A 16,956-nucleotide genomic window follows, 5' to 3' on the forward strand; every position below is an offset into this window, starting at 1 on the left:
TGCGGCGGCCACCGGGCGATGGTATCGCCCGGCGGCCGCCCTGATCGAGACCGGTCAGGTGAGCCGGTCGCGGACCGCCGAGGTGTCGACGGTCTGCGCGACGTCCAGCCGGGGGGTGTGCGGCGGGCCGGCGTGGTTCGGGTCGGCCACACCCAGCCGCATGCTGATGTACGGGAACCCCAGGCCGGCGAGCATCTGCCGTAGCACCTCACGGGTGCCCTCGACCTCCACCACGCCGGACAGCGGCACCAGCGACACCCCGTGCCGGGTGGCGGTGAGCCAGGCGGCGGAAAGCGCCTCACCGGCGCGCAGCCAGCTCATCAGCTCGTCGTCGGCGCCCCAGAGGATCCCGTACACGGCGGTCTTGTCGTGGCCGGGGCCGATCGGCAGCGATCCGGCGCGGCCGAAGTCGCGGGCCGGAACGGTCGTCTGGGGGGCCTGCTCGGGCAGCACCTCCGGCGGCAGCCCGGTGCCGGTGCCGGCCCGGCTGGTCCAGTACGCCAGTTCCTCGCGCAGTTCCGGGCTGTCCGCCTCGACGGCGGCGGCCTGCTGGGCGGCGCTGGCGAGCTGGATCTTCTGGGTGTCGTCGAGCAGTTGCAGGTTCACGCCTTCGCGGGTGGCGGCCCGGTCGATGTCATCGAGCGCGGCGGTCGGGATCGGCTCGTCGCTGACCGGACGCCGGTCGGTGTGCCGGACCTGCATGCACTGCACGACGCGCATGGCGTCGGGGTCAGCTCCGGTGTGCTTCAGACTGGTGATCCGGGCCAGCAGGTCGGGTTCGGCCGGGTCGGGCAGCCGCTCCACCACCGGGGTCCAGCCCTCGGCGGCCAGCGCCACCCGGGCGTGGTGCAGCGCGGCGCCGCAGCTCACCACCAGCAGGTGACCCTCCGGGTCCATGGCGCTGAGGTGCCGTTCGCGTACCACCCGCAGCTCCAGCGCGTCGGGCAGGACCGTCCAGTGCCACGGCTGCGTGTTGTGCACCGAGGGAGCGTGGCCGGCCATTCCGGCGGCCTCCGCGAGCGCGGTGGTCAACGGGCGATCGCCGGCCGGCGTCTCGTGGCTCATCGTCACGACCTTTCCTGTTTTCCCCATCGTGCCCCACGCCCGGGTGGGGACGCCGTTCCATCCCCCGGATTACCCGTGTCGGCCCGCCCGCCCCACGTCCGGCTGAGACGATCCACACGTGGGAAGCGAACCACGCGAGTGCGTACCCGAGCAGCCGGCCCGTGCCCGGCGGTGGGCGTGGGCCGAGTGGGCGCCGCTGGTGCTGCTCACCGCGGCCGTGCTGGCCGGGGCGGCGCTGTGGTTCGCGGGCGCGCACGACGCCGCCCGGCTGGTCTGGGCGGCGGTCACGGTGGTCGCGCTCGTCCCGGCCGCCTGGACCACGCTGCGCCAGCTCTGGCTGCGGCAGTTCGGCGTGGACGTCATCGCGGTGCTGGCGCTGCTCGGCGCGCTGCTGGTGCGGGAGTTCCTGGCCGGCGCCGTGATCGCGGTGATGGTCGCGACCGGGCGGGCGCTGGAGGAGTACGCCCAGCGCCGCGCCACCCGTGACCTGCGGGCGCTGCTGGAACGCGCGCCCCGGCAGGCGCGGCGGCGGACCCCGGACGGCGGGATCGAGGTGGTGCCGCTGGACCGCGTCGAGGTGGGGGACCGCCTCGTGGTCGGGCCGGGCGACGTGGTGCCTGTCGACGGCGTGGTCGAGGAGGCGGCCACGCTCGACGAGTCGGTGGTCACCGGCGAGTCGCAGCTGGTCACCCGCGCGGCGGGCGACGAGGTCGCCAGCGGCGTGGTCAACGCGGGCGCCGGGTTCGGGCTGCGGGCCCGCCGCAACGCGGCGGAGAGCACCTACGCCGGCATCGTCCGCCTGGCCGGCGAGGCCACCGCCCGCAAGGCGCCGATGGTACGGCTCGCCGACCGGTACGCCGCCGCGTTCGTGCCGTTCACGCTGGTGCTGGCGGGGCTGGCATGGCTGCTGTCCGGCGAGTTCACCAGGGCGGTGGCGGTGCTCGTGGTGGCCACCCCGTGCCCGCTGCTGCTGGCGACCCCGATCGCCGTGGTGTCCGGCCTGTCCCGGGTGGCCCGGCGCGGCGTGCTGGTGCGTGACGGTGGCTCGCTGGAGCAGCTCGGCCGCGCTCGTACGCTGCTGCTGGACAAGACCGGGACGCTCACCGCCGGGCGGCCCCGCGCGGCCGAGGTGGTGGTGGCGCCGGGCGGCGACCGGGACGAGGTGCTGCGGCTGGCCGCCTCGGTCGAGCAGCTCTCCCCGCACGTGCTGGCCGCCGCGCTGGTCCGGCAGGCCCGCGAGCGCGGGCTGGCGCTGGCCGAGCCGACCGATGTCACCGAGGAGCCGGGGCACGGCGTGAGCGGGCGCGTCGACGGGCGGATGGTGCACGTCGGGCAGTTCGCGGGCGAGCCGCCGGAGTGGGCGGGCCGGCTCGGTGAGCGCGCCGAACGGGCCGGGCGTTCCGCGGTCTGGGTCAGCGACGACCACGGGCCGCTGGGCGCGATCCTGCTGGAGGACCCGGTGCGCCCGGACGCCCGGCGGACCGTGCGGCGGCTGCGCGAGGCGGGCCTGGCCCGGCTGGTGATGGTGACCGGCGACCGTCCGGGCACGGCCCGCCAGGTGGCGCAGATCGTGGGCGTGGACGACGTGATCGCGCGCTGCTCGCCGCAGGAGAAGGCCGAGCGGGTACGCGAGGAGTCGGCGCACGCGGTGACAGTGATGGTCGGCGACGGCGTGAACGACGCGCCCGCGCTGGCCGAGGCGCACGTCGGGGTGGCGATGGGCGCGACCGGGGCGACCGCCTCGGCCGACGTGGCCGACGCGGTGCTCACCGTGGACCGCCTGGACCGGCTCGCGGACGCGGTCGAGATCGCCCGGTACGCCCGCCGCATCGCGGTGCAGAGCGCCACCGTCGGGATGGGCCTGGCGGTGCTGGCGATGCTGGTGGCGGCCGCGGGCCGGCTGCCCCCGGTGGCCGGCGCGTTCCTGCAGGAGGGCATCGACGTCCTGGTGATCCTCAATGCGCTGCGCGCGCTCGGCGGTGGCCTGCGGCGGCGGGACCTGCCCCCGCACACGGCGGAGCTGATCGACAGGTACGCGGGCGAGCACGGTGGCATCCGGGACGTGCTGGCCCGGCTGCGGGACACCGCCGACATGGTGGCGACCCGACCGGACGACCCGGCGTGCCTGCCGGCGCTGCGCGAGGTGCACCGGCGTCTGGTCGACGAGGTGCTGCCGCACGAGGCGGCCGAGGACCGGCAGCTGTACCCGGCGCTGGCCGGGCCGCTCGGCAGCGACGAGGCGACCTCCACGATGAGCCGGGCGCACGTGGAGATCGTGCGGCTGGTGGAGCGGATCGGCGGGCATCTCACGGCGCAGCCGGACGGGCGGCTGCGCCGTGACGAGGTGCCCGATCTGCTCGCCGCGCTCTACGGCCTGGACGCGGTGCTGCGCCTGCACCTGGCGCAGGAGGAGGAGGATTACTTCTCGCTCAACCCGGAGGAGGGCTCCACCGCGTCCGGCCGCTGACCACCGTCCTCGGCAGGTGCTCCACGAGCCAAGCGCGCCCGTCTGGTCAGCGCTCGCGTACCACGGCGACCGGGCAGTGCGAGTGCTGGATGAGCTGCTGGCTGACCGAGCCGAGCAGCATGCCGCGCAACCCGCCGCGGCCCCGGCTGCCGACCACCACGAGCTGCGCCGACCGGCTCGCCTCCACCAGCAGCGCCGACGGGCTGCCGGGAACGGCCTCGACCTCCATCGGCACGTCGGGGAAGCTCTCCCGCCAGGTGGCCAGCTCCGCCTCGGCAGCGGCCCGCTCGGCGGCGGCGGTCTCCTCCGGGTCGAAGCCCGGCGGCACCCACCTGTCGCCGGGCCGCTCCCAGGCCCGCAGCACCCGCAGCGGCACGTCCCGCTGGGCGGCCCGCTCGACCGCGAAGCCGAGCGCCCGCAGCGCCGTCTCCGAGCCGTCCGAGCCGACCACCACCGGCCCGGACGTGGCGGCCTGACCGTCGCGGACCACCACCACCGGGCAGTGGGCGTGCGCTGTCACCGAGACCGCGGTGGAGCCGGCGAGCAGCCCGCCGAAGCCGCCGTGGCCGCGGCTGCCGAGCACCAGCATCCCGGCCTCGGCGGACCGTTCCTGCAGCACCAGCGCGGGCGGGCCGTCGAACACCTCGCCGTGCACGGTGAGGCCGGGCCGGTCGGCGGCGGCGTCCGCCGCCGCCTTGCGGACCAGTTCCTCGACCTGCCGGCGGGCGGCCTCGTCCGGCCACACCCCCGGGGCCACCCCGGGACCGATCCAGCCGGTCACCGTCAACCACTCGAAGACGTACGCCAGCCGCACCGGCCAGCCCGAGCGGCCCGCCTCGTCCAGCGCCCAGTTCAGGGCGACAGCCGCGTCAGGGGAGCCGTCGTAGCCGACGAGGATCTCCTCGTTCATTCGCCACTCCTTACCGCCGGATCGTTCTCGCGGACCCAGCGCCACTCGGCGACGCGGGGGTCGTCCTCGCCGTAGCGCCGGGTGTAGTCGCGGCAGGACTGGCGGGCGTCCACCATGTCCTGACGCAGGTGCGCGGCCCGCGACCGCAGCCCCGGTACCCGGTCGATCACGTCGATGACCAGGTGGAAGCGGTCCAGGTCGTTGAGCATCACCATGTCGAACGGCGTCGTGGTGGTGCCCTCCTCCTTGTAGCCGCGTACGTGCAGGTTCTCGTGGTTGGTCCGGCGGTAGGTGAGCCGGTGGATCAGCCACGGGTAGCCGTGGTAGGCGAAGATCACCGGCTTGTCGCGGGTGAAGATGGTGTCGAACTCGTTGTCCGGCAGGCCGTGCGGGTGCTCCGACGGCGGTTGCAGGCGCATCAGGTCGACCACGTTGACCACCCGCACCTTCAGGTCCGGCAGGTGCCGGCGCAGCAGGTCGACAGCGGCGAGCGTCTCCAGCGTCGGCACGTCGCCGGCGCAGGCGAGCACCACGTCCGGCTCGACGCCGTCGTCGGTGCTGGCCCAGTCCCAGATGCCCAGGCCGCGGCGGCAGTGCTGGATCGCCTCGTCCATGGTCAGCCAGTTCGGCGCGGGCTGCTTGCCGGCCACCACCACGTTGATGTACTGCCGGCTGCGCAGACAGTGGTCCATGGTGGACAGCAGCGTGTTGCCGTCCGGCGGCAGGTAGACGCGGACCACCTCGGCCTTCTTGTTCATCACGTGGTCGATGAAGCCCGGGTCCTGGTGCGAGAAGCCGTTGTGGTCCTGCCGCCACACGTGGCTGGACAGCAGGTAGTTCAGCGAGGCCACCGGCTCCCGCCACGGGATGTCCCGGGTCACCTTCAGCCACTTGGCGTGCTGGTTGACCATCGAGTCGACGATGTGGATGAACGCCTCGTAGCTGGTGAAGATGCCGTGCCGGCCGGTCAGCAGGTAGCCCTCCAGCCAGCCCTGGCACAGGTGCTCGGAGAGCACCTCCATCACCCGGCCGTCGGGGGAGAGATGGTCGTCACCGGGCACCTCCGCGCCGATGAACGCGCGGCCGGTCACCTCGAAGGCCGCGCCGAGCCGGTTCGAGGCGATCTCGTCCGGGCCGAACAGGCGGAACGTCTCCGGGTTACGCGCGATCACGTCGCGGACCCAGGGGCCGAGCACACCGGTCGCGCCGGCCATCGGCTCGCCCGGCGTCGGCACGTCGACCGCGTAGTCGCGGAAGTCGGGCAGCTCCAGGTCGCGCAGCAGCCGACCGCCGTTGGCCACCGGGTTCGCGCTCATCCGGCGGTCACCGGTCGGCGGCAGGTCGGCCACCTCGGCGACCGGGCCGCCGGTGGCGTCGAACAGCTCCTCCGGACGGTAGCTGCGCAGCCAGCGCTCCAGCTCGGCCAGGTGCTCCGGGTTGTCCCGGACGCCGGAGATCGGCACCTGGTGGGCGCGGAACGTGCCCTCGACCTGCTTGCCGTCGACCCGGGACGGCCCGGTCCAGCCCTTCGGCGTACGCAGGACGATCATCGGCCAGCGTGGGCGTTCCACGCGCTCACCGGAGCGGGCGCGGCGCTGGATCTCGCCGATCTCGTCGACCGCCCGGTCCAGCGTGGCGGCGAGCGACTGGTGCACTGTCGCCGGGTCGTCGCCCTCCACCACGTACGGCTGGTAGCCGAAACCGCGCATCATGTCGCGCAGATCCGCACGGGGGATCCGGTCCAGCACGGTCGGGTTGGCGATCTTGTAGCCGTTGAGGTGCAGGATCGGCAGCACCGCGCCGTCGCGGGCCGGGTTGAGGAACACGTTCGACAGCCAGCTCCCGGCCAGCGGGCCGGTCTCCGCCTCGCCGTCGCCGATCACGCAGGCCACCAGCAGGTCCGGGTTGTCGAACGCGGCGCCGTACGCGTGGCTCAGCGCGTACCCCAGCTCGCCGCCCTCGTGGATCGAACCCGGCACCTCCGGCGCCACGTGGCTCGGGATCCCGCCCGGGAAGGAGAACTGGCGGAACAGCCGCTGCATGCCGGTCTCGTCGCGGGGGATGTGGTGGTACAGCTCGCTGTAGGTGCCCTCCAGCCAGGTGTTCGCGACCAGCGCCGGGCCGCCGTGGCCGGGACCGGTGACGAAGATGGCGGACAGGTCCCGGTCGACGATGACCCGGTTGAGGTGCGTGTAGAGCAGGTTGAGCCCGGGGCTGGTGCCCCAGTGGCCCAGCAGGCGCGGCTTGACGTGCTCGGGTCTGAGCGGTTCGCGCAGCAGCGGATTGTCGAGCAGGTAGATCTGGCCGACGGTTAGGTAGTTCGCCGCCCGCCAGTAGGCGTCCAGCCGGCGCAACTCGTCCTCGGTCAGGGGGCTGTGCAGGTTCACCGCGGTGTCCATGCTGCCTTAGCCTCTCGTGGCTCGGGATCTGCTGCCACTCGGGGACCACGTCTTCTTCCCCGGCGGGTTCAGCTTCGCCCCGGTCCGGGGCCGCCGGTCAGGGCCGTAGGTCCCGCCTCGGGTGGGCGTCACGATCCGTCCCCGGCGCCCGTGTCGAGTCCCCGTACGACGATCAGCGGGGCCGGCGAATGGTAGAGCAGGGACTGGCTGACCGCGCCCAGAGTCGACCGTACCGGCCCGTCGCCGCGGGCGGCGACGACTGCGAGCTGCGCCGCGCGGGACCGGTCGAGCAGGACGGATGTCGGCTCACCGTGGACGGTGAGGCAGTCGGTGGTGACCCGGGGGTGCCGGACGGCGTGCCGGTTCACCGCCTCCTCCAGCAGCCCGTCGTCGCCGTCGCCGCACCCGGGCTCGATCACCCGGACGGCGAGCAGGCGGGCGCCGCGGCTCTCCGCGCAGTCGAAGGCGTATCCGAGTGCGGCGCGGGAGCTGGCCGACCCGTCGAAGCCGACGACCAACGGTCCGGGCGGGGCCGGCTCGGCGCGGCCGACAAGCACCGGGCAGCCCGCCCGGGCGGCCACCTCCACGGCCGGCGTGTCGGTGGGTACCGAGTGCGGGCGGGTCGACATGCCGCCGTCACCGAGCGCGATCAGGAACGCGGTGTCGGCGGCCCGCAACAACGCCTCGACGGGTGAGCCCTCGACGATCTCGCCGCTGACCGGCACCTCCGGCGCGCACTCGGAGGCTGCCTGCCCGGCGGCCTCCAGCAGGTTCTCCGCGTCCGTGCGGCTGCCGCCCGCCGGGGCGGGCCCGGGCGTCGCGGCCCAGTTGAACGCGTGCAGCAGATGCAGCGGCCGGTGGTGGGCGGCGGCCTCGGCGGCGGCGGTGCGGACCACCGCCAGATCCTCCGCCGACCGGCCCACGCCGACGACCACCGAACCGTGGCTGGGTGCGGCCACCCCGGCTCACCTCCCGACCCCGCTTTTTACTCACCGTAGTCGCGGGACCGGGTGCGCCGGACCGGGTCGGCGGAAACCGGCGGTCAGCGCGGGGCGGGCAGGGCGGGGTGGACGCGCAGCACGACGACTGTGGCGTTGTCCTCGCCGCCCTCGTCGAGGCTGGCGGCGAGCAGGGCCTCGGCGGTGCGCGCCGGGTCGCGCCGGGCGGCGAGCAGGTCGCGCAGCCGGTGGTAGCCGAGCTGGTCGCTGACCCCGTCGGTGCACAGCAGCCAGGTGTCGCCCCGGCGCAGCGGCACGGCGAGCAGGTCCGGCTCGGGCCGGTCCGGGTGTCCGACGTAGCGCAGCAGCTGGTAGCGGGCCCGGGCCGCCTCCGGCGAGTCCGGCGGCCACCAGCCGTGCAGCAGACCCAGCCAGGCCATGGTGTGGTCGACCGTCACCAGCTCCAGCAGCCCGTCGCGCAGCCGGTACGCCCGCGAGTCGCCGAGCTGGACCAGCCAGCCCTGGTCGCCGTCGGGCTGGACGACGAGCGCGGTGAGCGTGCATCCGGTCAGGCCGGGCTGCGCCGCTCCGGCCTGGCGTACCCGCCGTTGGGTCTCGGCGACGGCGGCGCGCAGCCCGGTGGGGCCGACGGCGGGCCAGTCGGCGCGGACCCGCGCCACGAACGTCTCGGCGGCGGTGGTGCCGGCGATCCGGCTGCCCTCGCCGTCGCCCATGCCGTCGCAGACCACCGCCAGCGGCAGCTCCGGGTCGACGTGCAGCACGTCGTAGTTCTCCGGGTAGCGGTGCCCGACGACGCTGCCCCCGGCGATCTCCAGGGTGAGGCGGCCGGCGGTGAGCCGGCGCGCGGGCTCGACCGGCCGGTCCAGCGGACGGCGGCGGAACACCAGCGGACCGTAGCACCGCCGCGGGCCGCGGGTGGCAGGCCACGACGGGTGTCAACCAGGGTTGACACCCGTCGTGCTGTCAACCTACATTGACACCATGAGTCAGGCGACGGAACTCGCGGCGGCGGCCGGCAGCACCGACCCCAAGATCGGCCTGCGTGCCGTGCTCGCCCTGCGCCGGCTGCTGGAGCGGCTGGAGGTGATCCAGGTGGACAACGCCCGGCGACAGGGCTGGTCCTGGCAGGAGATCGCCGACGCCCTCGAGGTCAGCCGGCAGGCGGTCCACAAGAAGCACGCCGGGCGACCGGCGGTACGCGACAGCTGGGAGGCGTGATGTTCGAACGATTCACCGACCGGGCCCGTGCCGTGGTGCACCACGCGCTCGACGAGGCCCGCACCGAGGGACGGCGGCCGGTCGGCACCGAGCACCTGCTGCTGGGCGTGCTCGCCGACCGCGACAACCTGGCGGTACGGCTGCTCGCGGCCGGTGGCGTCGAGGCCGACGCCCTGCGCGCCGCGGTGGCCCGCCACACCGCGCAGGGCGTGGACGGGCTCGGCGCGGCGGACGCCGCGGCACTGCGCGAGATCGGCATCGACCTCGCCGCGATAGTGGCCCGGATCGAGGAGTCCTTCGGCCCGGACGCGCTGCGTGAGGCGACCCCGCGCCCGCGCCGGTGGTGGCGTCGCGGGACGCACCACGGCACGTTCTCGCCCCGCGCCAAGAAGGTGCTGGAGCTGTCGCTGCGCGAGGCGCTGCGGCTGCGCCACCGGCACATCGGCACCGAACACATCCTGCTCGGCCTGCTGCGCGAGGGCGACGGCCTGGCCGCCGCGGTGCTCACCGAGGCCGGGGTGGACATCGACGACCTGCGACGCCGCATCGACACGGCGCTGCGCGAGGCCGCCTGACCCGTACCCGGTTTTCAAACCTGTTTGCGGTCATCGCAACGTCCCGCTGCGCCGGGTCGCCGTCACGCCCCGTGTCCTGCACACTGACGCCGTGGACGGTGCAGACGACAAGCGCCCGGTGAACGCGGAGAACCGCACCCCGCGCTCGGCAGTGGTGGTCAACCCGGTCAAGGTGGCCGACCTGGACGAGTTCCGCCGGACCGTGGAGGGCGCGCTCGCCGCCGCCGGCTGGCCGGCCCCGACCTGGTACGAGACGACAGTCGAGGACCCGGGCCGCGGGCAGACGGAACAGGCGGTGAAGGCGGGCGCGGAGGTCGTCTTCGCCTGCGGCGGCGACGGCACGGTGATGGCGTGCGTGACCGCGCTGGCCGGCACCGACGTGGCGCTGGCGGTGCTGCCCCAGGGCACCGGAAACCTCCTCGCCGCCAACCTCGGCCTCTCGAACGACCTGGCCGCCGGGCTCCAGGTCGCCGTCGAACGCGGGATGCGCCGCCTCGACGTCGGCGTGGTCGGCGACCAGTGCTTCGCGGTGATGGCCGGGATGGGCTTCGACGCCCAGATGCTCGACTCCACCTCCGAGACCACCAAGAAGCGGATCGGCTGGCCGGCGTACCTGATGGGCGCCGCCCGCCACCTGCGCGACCGGCCGATGCGGGTCTCGGTGCGCATCGACGGCCGCCCGCCGCTGCGCCGCCGGGCCCGGTCGGTCCTGGTCGCCAACGTCGGACGCCTGCAGGGCGGGGTACGCCTGCTCACCGACGCCGAGCCGGACGACGGCTGGCTCGACGTGGCGGTGCTGACACCGCGCGCGCTGCGTCACTGGCTCGCCATGGGCTGGGCGGTGCTGCGCCGCCGCGACAGCGTGCCCCGGATGGAGGTGTTCCGGGCCCGCTCGGTCGAGATCACCAGCACCCGGGCGCAGCCCCGGCAGCTCGACGGCGACCTGATCGAGCCGGGCCGCTCACTGAAGGCCACCATCCGCCCCGAGTCGCTCTGGCTCTGCGTACCGCGCCCCGAGGAGCACCCCGACCTGGCGGTGGACGCCGACGCGGTCGGCGAGCGCGGCGAGCACCTGGTCGAGGAGGCCCGCCGTGAGTAGCACCAAGCTGGTCCCCGAGACCCGGTTGATGACCGAGAACGAGCTGTCCGCCGACGACGCCTGGCACACGCTGCGCCGGCACGGCGGCTGGTGCCTGCTGCGGGACGCGTTCGTCCGGTTCCGCTACGGCGACGGCTTCAGCCACTCCCGGGCGCTGGGGTTGCAGCTCTGCCTGGCGGTGGTGCCGTTCCTGATCGCGCTCACCGGCCTGATCACCGACCTGGGGGTGGACGAGGGCGGCAAGGTCGTCGCGGACACCGTACTGGCCATCACGCCCGGCCAGAGCGAGGCGATGGTGCAGGACCTGCTGACCGACAGCGAGCGCAGCGAGGACGCCGGCGAGCTGGCGCTGACCCTCGGCCTGCTCACCGGGCTGGTCGCGCTGACCACCACGATGGCGCAGATCGAGCGGGGCGCGAACCGGATCTACGGCGTCGAGCGGGACCGTCCGGCGCTGGCCAAGTACCTGCGCGCCACGGTCCTCGCGGTGGTCGCCGGCGTACCCGCGCTGGCCGGCTTCCTCATCCTGGTCGGCGGCCGGGCGATGGGCGAGTCGGTACGGCGGCACTACGAGTGGGGCGACGCCGCGATGGCCGGATGGGACGTGATCCGCTGGCCGCTGAGCCTCGGCCTGACGGTGATCGCCGTCGCGGTGCTGTTCCGGCACGCGCCGCGACGCCGCCAGCCCGGCCTGTCCTGGCTCGTCTTCGGCGCGGCCATCGCCATCGCGATCTGGTGGCTGGCCAGCCTGCTGCTGGCCGCCTACGTGAAGTACAGCGGCGGATTCGGCCAGACCTACGGCGCGTTGACCGGCATGATGGCGCTGTTGCTCTGGGCCAACCTCACCGGCATGGCGCTCTTCGGCGGGCTGGCCTTCGCCGCCCAGCTGGAGGCGATGCGCATCGGCGTGGAGGAGCCGGCCCAGCCGGATCTGTGGCAGCCGGAGGCGCACCGCGAGGACCTGTTCGACACCGGTGAGATGACCTCGCTCTGACGCCGCGCCGGTCCGGCGTGTACGGGACACGCCGATCGGGTACAGCGCGCCTCGCAGAGGAACGAGGGAGGTGCGGTGTGACCGCGGTCAAGGAAGCCGGGCGCCGGCCGCTGGGCCATTTCGCCGAGCGGAGTCTGGCGGGCCTGCTCGCCGTGGCCGGCGCGGGAGTCGGGTTCGGGCTGCTCCTGATGCTCGTCCGGTTCCGCTGGAGCCCGCTGCGCGACGCCGATCATGCGGCGGCCGAGTGGTTCAACGGCCTGGTGGCGCCGCACGGCCCGCTGGTCATGGTGCTCCAGGCGATCACCGACCTGGGCGGCCGGCCGGTGCTGATCTGGCTGGTCACCATCGCGGTGGTGGGTCTGCTGATCCGCCGCCAGTCCCGGCTGGCGGTCTACCTGATCGTCACCGGCGTGGGCGGGCTGATCCTCGACCCGTCGCTCAAGGCGCTCGTCGGCCGGCTGCGCCCGGTGGTGGACGTGCCGATCGCCGACGCTCCCGGCAACAGCTTCCCCAGCGGGCACGCGCTCGGCTCGTTCGTCGCGTACGGGGCGCTGCTGCTGGTGTTCCTGCCGGCCATGTCGCCGCGCTGGCGCAAGCCCGCCATCGCCGTCGCCGCCGTGCTTGTCTTCCTGGTCGGGCTGACCCGGATCGCGCTGGGCGTGCACTTCGTGTCCGACGTGATCGGCGGCTGGCTGCTCGGCGCGGCCTGGCTGGGCGTCACCGCGTACGCCTTCCGGCTGTGGCGGCGCGAGCGCGGCCGGCCGGTGCCGCCGCTGCGCGAGGGCCTGGAACCGGAGGCGGGCGACGAGCTGGCGCTCGCGCCGGACGAGGAGAAGGTGCTGGAGCACCCCCGCTCCGCGGTGGCCGAGCTGCTGGTCGGCTGGGTGCTCGTCTTCGGCGCGCTCTACGCGTTCGGCATGTTCGTCAGCTACCACGCCAAGGGCACGTTCTTCGACACGCTCGACACGAAGGTGCCGCGCTGGTTCGCCGAGCGGCACACCGATCTGCTCACCGACCTGAGCTGGTGGTGGAGCAAGTTCGGCGACACCCACGCCATCCTGCTGGTGTCGCTGGTGTTCTGCCCGATCGTGCTGGCCGTGTGGCGGCGCTGGCGGCCGGTGCTGTACGTGGTGCTGGCGATGTTCGGCGAGCTGAGCCTCTTCCTGGCCAGCGCCCGGGTGGTGGACCGGCCCCGGCCGCCGGTGGAGAACCTGGACGGGCAGATGCCCACCTCGTCGTTCCCCTCGGGGCACATCGCGGCCACCATCTGCCTCTGGGCGGCCATGGCGGTCATCGTGTTCCCGCGTACCGACAGGTGGTGGCGGTGGCTGTTCGTGGGCATGGCCGTGCTGATGCCGGTCGGCGTGGCCACCTCCCGGATGTACCGGGGCATGCACCACCCGACCGACTTCATGGGCGCGATCCTGCTCGGCGCGCTCTGGCTGTCGCTGCTGTACTGGGTGATCAAGCCGAACGCCGACGTGCACGAGGGCAACCAGCCGGCGATCGAGTCCGAACAGGTGGACGAGCTGGACGACGAGCTGGCCAAGGCCGCGCGGCCGGACTGAGCCGATGCTGCGGGTGATGACCTGGAACATCCGGACCGGCGGGCGGGACGCGGGCGGCGCCGACCGCCGGGACCGGATCGTCTCGGTCGTCACCGCGCAGCGCCCCGACGTGCTGGCGTTGCAGGAGCTGCGCGGCATGGACGCCACGCTGGGCGGGCTGGCCGAGCGGCTCGGGATGGCGGCGTACCTGGCCCGGTCCTGTCTCGGCCAGCCGGTGGCGGTGCTGGTCCGCCCGCCGCTGCGGGTGCTGCGCGCCGGCCGGGTCCGCCGCCCGTTCCACCACGCCGCCGCCCGGGTGCAGGTCGCCACCGGCGCGGGACCGCTGACCGTGCTGAGCACGCACCTGTACCCCTACTCGGGTGGGCGGCGGCGGATGGAGGCGGACTGGCTCGCCGCCGCGCTGCGGCGGACCGGGGGAGAGCTGGCGCTGCTGGCCGGGGACCTGAACACGCTGGAGCCCACCGTCGACCACACCGCCCGGCTGGCCGGGCTGGCCACTCCGTACCGGCGGCGGCACCTGCGCCGCGACGGCCGTACCGTGGACACCCGCGCGGTGGCCCGGCTGCTCGACGCCGGGCTGGTGGACCTGTGGCCGCGCTCCGGCGGCGACGAGCCCGGCGGCCGGACCGTGCCGACCCGGCACGGCGGCGCCGAGTTCGCCGGGATGCGGCTGGACTATCTGCTCGCCACCCCGGCGCTGGCCGACCGGGTACGCGCGGTGCGGGTGGTCCGCGACGGTGACGCCGACTCGGCGTCGGACCACTATCCGGTGCTGGCCGAGGTGGACCTCACGGCCGGCTGAACGACGCGCCAGCCCAGACCGAAGGCGTACGTGGGCCGGGGGCGCAGCCACCCCGTTCTGGTGTCGCCGCCGAGCGCGCCGGGCCGGGTGCTACAGGACCAGGTTGAGCAGCACGGTGAGCACCACCGAGGCGACGATCGAGAAGAGGATCATCAGCAGGCAGCCGAGCCCGCCCCCGGCGGGCCGGATCTCGGTGTTCCCGATACGCATGGCGTCAACTCCTCAGCGGTCACAGCTCCCGCAGCCGGGGCAGCAGCTCCTCCTGGGCCCAGTCGAGGAACATCGGCTGGGTGTCGCCGCCCACCTGGACCAGCGCGACGTGGGTGAAGCCCGCCTCGACGAACTTCTTGAACGCCTCGACGTGCCGGTCGGTGTCCGGGCCGCAGGAGATGCCCTCGGCCACGTCCTCCTCCCGGACGAACCGGGTGGCCGCCTCGAACGACTCCGGGCCGGGCAGGTCGGCGTTGACCTTCCAGCCCAGGCCGAACCAGCGGAACTGGTCGTGCACGATCTTGCGGCACTCGTCCTCGTCCGGGCCGTAGCAGATGGCGACCTGCCCGTAGCGGGGGCGGCCCGCGCCACCGGCCTCCTCGTACATGTCGATCAGGTGCGACAGCGGGTCGGTGGCGATCATCGCGTCGGCGTACTCGGCGGCGAGCGTGGCCGACTGTCGTCCGGACGCGGCCACCGCCATCGGCACCGGCCGGTCCGGGCGGTCCCAGACGTACGCGTCGGGCACGTCGAAGTGGTTGCCGGAGAACGTCAGCGTCTCGCCGTTGAGCAGCGGCCGGATGATCTGCAGCGCCTCCTCGAACATCTCGTGTCGCTGCTGCACGTGCGGCCATCCGCCCACCACGTGCTCGTTGAGGTTCTCCCCGGCGCCGAGGCCCAGCGTGAAGCGGCCGTCCGAGAGCACCCCGATGGTGCTGGCCTTCTGCGCCACCACGGCCGGGTGGTACCGCCGGATCGGGCAGGTCACGAACGACATCAGCTCGGCCCGGCTGGTGGCGTGCGCGACCGCGCCGAGCACCGACCAGGCGTACGGGGAGTGGCCCTGCGATTCCAGCCAGGGGTAGTAGTGGTCGGACATGACCAGATGGTCGAAGCCGGCGGCCTCGGCGCGTACGGCGTGGTCGACGAGTTCCTTCGGGCCGGCCTGCTCGCACATGAGGGTGTAACCGACGTTGACCATGGCACGTCTCCTTCCCGGGCGGATCGTCCCCGGATACCCCGCCCGGCGCGGGTCAACCCTGCTGTCCGCTTTCGCATTCGTCTCTTAACCGGTTCAGTTCATACGGCGCGTCAAGCGGTGTCGCCTCCCGGCCGATCCTGCTTAACCGGTTGCCTCACGCCTTCCATCGTCCTACGCTGATGCCTGCGTCCGTTCGGGAACCGGGCGGCGGCTACCGGGCTCAGTCGCCACCACCCTCTCACCGTCACCGCACCCCCGCTCGGGCACGGGGGATCCTTCCCCTGAGGACAGCCATGAAGAAACTGCTCTCCGTCGCGGGCGCCGCCCTGCTGACGGCCCTCGCCGCCGTCTTCGCCCTCGGGCAGCCGGCCCAGGCCGCCACCGGCTTCTCCGTCTCCAACGGGCGTCTCTACGACGCCAACGGTGTCGAGTTCGTGATGCGTGGCGTCAACCACGCGCACACCTGGTACCCGCAGCAGACCAGCTCGTTCGCCAACATCAAGGCGCTCGGCGCGAACACCGTCCGGGTGGTGCTGTCCAGCGGCGACCGCTGGACGAAGAACAGCGCCGCCGACGTGGCCAACGTGATCTCCCTGTGCAAGGGCAACCGGATGATCTGCGTGCTGGAGGTGCACGACACCACCGGGTACGGCGAGGACGGCGCCGCCACCACGCTGGCCAAGGCCACCGACTACTGGCTGAGCATCGCCGACGTGCTCAAGGGCCAGGAGAGGTACGTCATCGTCAACATCGGCAACGAGCCGTTCGGCAACCAGGGCTACAGCGCCTGGACCACCGACACGTCGAACGCGATCAAGCGGCTGCGCGCCGCCGGCCTGACCCACACGATCATGGTGGACGCGCCGAACTGGGGCCAGGACTGGTCGTTCACCATGCGCGACAACGCCGGCACCGTGTTCGCCGCCGATCCGCAGCGCAACACCGTCTTCTCCATCCACATGTACGGCGTGTTCGACACCGCCGCCGAGATCAGCGACTACCTGGGCCGCTTCCGTACCGCCGGGCTGCCCATCGTGGTCGGCGAGTTCGGGTTCAACCACTCCGACGGCAACCCGGACGAGGACGCCATCATGGCGTACGCCCAGGCCAACGGCATCGGCTACCTCGGCTGGTCGTGGAGCGGCAACGGCGGCGGCGTGGAGTACCTGGACATGACCACGTCGTTCAACCCGGCCCAGCTCACCAGCTGGGGGCAGCGCATCTTCAACGGCGCCAACGGCATCGCCGCCACCTCCCGGGAGGCGTCGGTGTACGCGAGCACCACCCCGACCGCCAGCCCGACGGTCAGCCCCACCGTGAGCCCGACGACCAGCCCGACCGTCAGCCCGACCCCGCCGCCGCCCACCACGCCCCCGCCGTCCGGTGGCTGCACCGCCACCTACACCGTCGCGAACTCGTGGCAGGGCGGCTTCCAGGGCGAGGTCAAGGTGACCGCCGGAGCCGCGGCGATCACCGGCTGGACGGTGCGCTGGACGTACGCCAACGGCCAGTCCGTCACCCAGGCGTGGAACGCGAGCATCAGCAACAGCGGGTCGGCGTACACCGCTCGCAACGTCGACTACAACGGCCGCCTCGGCGCGGGCGCGAGCACCACCTTCGGCTTCATCGGCAGCTGGCAGGGCACGAATTCCACCCCCGCGGTGACCTGCACCCCCGCCTGACCCTCTAGTGCGTGATCAAGGAGTTT

At 73.6% G+C, this 16,956-nt stretch carries 14 protein-coding genes; 8 read left to right on the plus strand and 6 right to left on the minus strand.

From position 1 onward, the window contains the following. Positions 1 to 54: 54 nt before the first annotated feature. On the minus strand, positions 55 to 1,092 hold the full coding sequence (locus A4R25_RS16070) for a nitroreductase (protein ID WP_231915536.1): 1,038 nt from the start codon (positions 1,090 to 1,092) through the stop codon (positions 55 to 57). A gap of 91 nt (positions 1,093 to 1,183) precedes the next feature. Here A4R25_RS16070 and A4R25_RS16075 point away from each other — a divergent pair, with 91 nt between their 5' ends. Then, positions 1,184 to 3,532 carry a heavy metal translocating P-type ATPase gene (locus A4R25_RS16075; protein WP_064447204.1) on the plus strand — a complete coding sequence of 783 codons (2,349 nt, stop codon included), beginning with the start codon at positions 1,184 to 1,186 and terminating at the stop codon, positions 3,530 to 3,532. Positions 3,533 to 3,578: 46 nt separating this feature from the next. Here A4R25_RS16075 and A4R25_RS16080 read toward each other — a convergent pair whose 3' ends face one another. The 4 genes from A4R25_RS16080 to A4R25_RS16095 all read right to left on the minus strand — a co-directional run bounded on the left by A4R25_RS16080 (position 3,579) and on the right by A4R25_RS16095 (position 8,684). Then, positions 3,579 to 4,442 (minus strand): universal stress protein, encoded by an 864-nt coding sequence (locus tag A4R25_RS16080; protein ID WP_064447205.1) that lies wholly within the window; start codon positions 4,440 to 4,442, stop codon positions 3,579 to 3,581. Beyond that, complete coding sequence (locus A4R25_RS16085; RefSeq protein WP_064447206.1) at positions 4,439 to 6,841, minus strand: phosphoketolase; 2,403 nt, start codon at positions 6,839 to 6,841, stop codon at positions 4,439 to 4,441. The genes A4R25_RS16080 and A4R25_RS16085 overlap by 4 nt, the downstream gene beginning before the upstream one ends. Positions 6,842 to 6,969: 128 nt before the next feature. Continuing rightward, on the minus strand, positions 6,970 to 7,800 hold the full coding sequence (locus A4R25_RS16090; protein ID WP_064447207.1) for a universal stress protein: 831 nt from the start codon (positions 7,798 to 7,800) through the stop codon (positions 6,970 to 6,972). 83 nt (positions 7,801 to 7,883) lie between these two features. Continuing rightward, the gene (locus A4R25_RS16095; RefSeq protein ID WP_043325565.1) at positions 7,884 to 8,684 is read right to left on the minus strand and encodes a PP2C family serine/threonine-protein phosphatase; all 801 of its coding nucleotides are present in this window, start codon (positions 8,682 to 8,684) and stop codon (positions 7,884 to 7,886) included. Positions 8,685 to 8,781: 97 nt separating this feature from the next. Here A4R25_RS16095 and A4R25_RS16100 point away from each other — a divergent pair, with 97 nt between their 5' ends. From A4R25_RS16100 to A4R25_RS16125, 6 genes are all read left to right on the plus strand, one after another. After that, complete coding sequence (locus A4R25_RS16100; protein WP_064447208.1) at positions 8,782 to 9,018, plus strand: HTH domain-containing protein; 237 nt, start codon at positions 8,782 to 8,784, stop codon at positions 9,016 to 9,018. Then, complete coding sequence (locus tag A4R25_RS16105; RefSeq protein ID WP_064447209.1) at positions 9,018 to 9,593, plus strand: Clp protease N-terminal domain-containing protein; 576 nt, start codon at positions 9,018 to 9,020, stop codon at positions 9,591 to 9,593. Before A4R25_RS16100 ends, A4R25_RS16105 begins: the two co-directional genes overlap by 1 nt. A gap of 91 nt (positions 9,594 to 9,684) precedes the next feature. Continuing rightward, positions 9,685 to 10,692: a diacylglycerol kinase family protein gene (locus A4R25_RS16110; protein ID WP_043325560.1), complete on the plus strand. Its 1,008-nt coding sequence runs from the start codon at positions 9,685 to 9,687 to the stop codon at positions 10,690 to 10,692. Further along, positions 10,685 to 11,686, plus strand: coding sequence for a YihY/virulence factor BrkB family protein (locus A4R25_RS16115; protein ID WP_043325557.1), 1,002 nt, complete (start codon positions 10,685 to 10,687; stop codon positions 11,684 to 11,686). Before A4R25_RS16110 ends, A4R25_RS16115 begins: the two co-directional genes overlap by 8 nt. A 77-nt stretch (positions 11,687 to 11,763) precedes the next feature. Beyond that, on the plus strand, positions 11,764 to 13,254 hold the full coding sequence (locus A4R25_RS16120) for a phosphatase PAP2 family protein (RefSeq protein ID WP_064447210.1): 1,491 nt from the start codon (positions 11,764 to 11,766) through the stop codon (positions 13,252 to 13,254). Between the two features lie 4 nt (positions 13,255 to 13,258). After that, on the plus strand, positions 13,259 to 14,056 hold the full coding sequence (locus A4R25_RS16125; protein ID WP_064447211.1) for an endonuclease/exonuclease/phosphatase family protein: 798 nt from the start codon (positions 13,259 to 13,261) through the stop codon (positions 14,054 to 14,056). Positions 14,057 to 14,285: 229 nt separating this feature from the next. Here the strand turns inward: A4R25_RS16125 and A4R25_RS16130 are convergent, their stop codons facing one another. After that, positions 14,286 to 15,248, minus strand: a complete 963-nt coding sequence (locus A4R25_RS16130) for a TIGR03557 family F420-dependent LLM class oxidoreductase (RefSeq protein ID WP_043325553.1) — start codon at positions 15,246 to 15,248, stop codon at positions 14,286 to 14,288. A 293-nt stretch (positions 15,249 to 15,541) separates the two neighbouring features. Between A4R25_RS16130 and A4R25_RS16135 the strand changes: the two genes are divergently transcribed. Beyond that, positions 15,542 to 16,930, plus strand: a complete 1,389-nt coding sequence (locus A4R25_RS16135) for a cellulase family glycosylhydrolase (protein ID WP_064447212.1) — start codon at positions 15,542 to 15,544, stop codon at positions 16,928 to 16,930. The last annotated feature ends 26 nt before the right edge of the window (positions 16,931 to 16,956 follow it).

Source organism: Micromonospora sp. NBRC 110037, assembly GCF_001652995.1.
Lineage (GTDB): Bacteria > Actinomycetota > Actinomycetes > Mycobacteriales > Micromonosporaceae > Micromonospora > Micromonospora chalcea.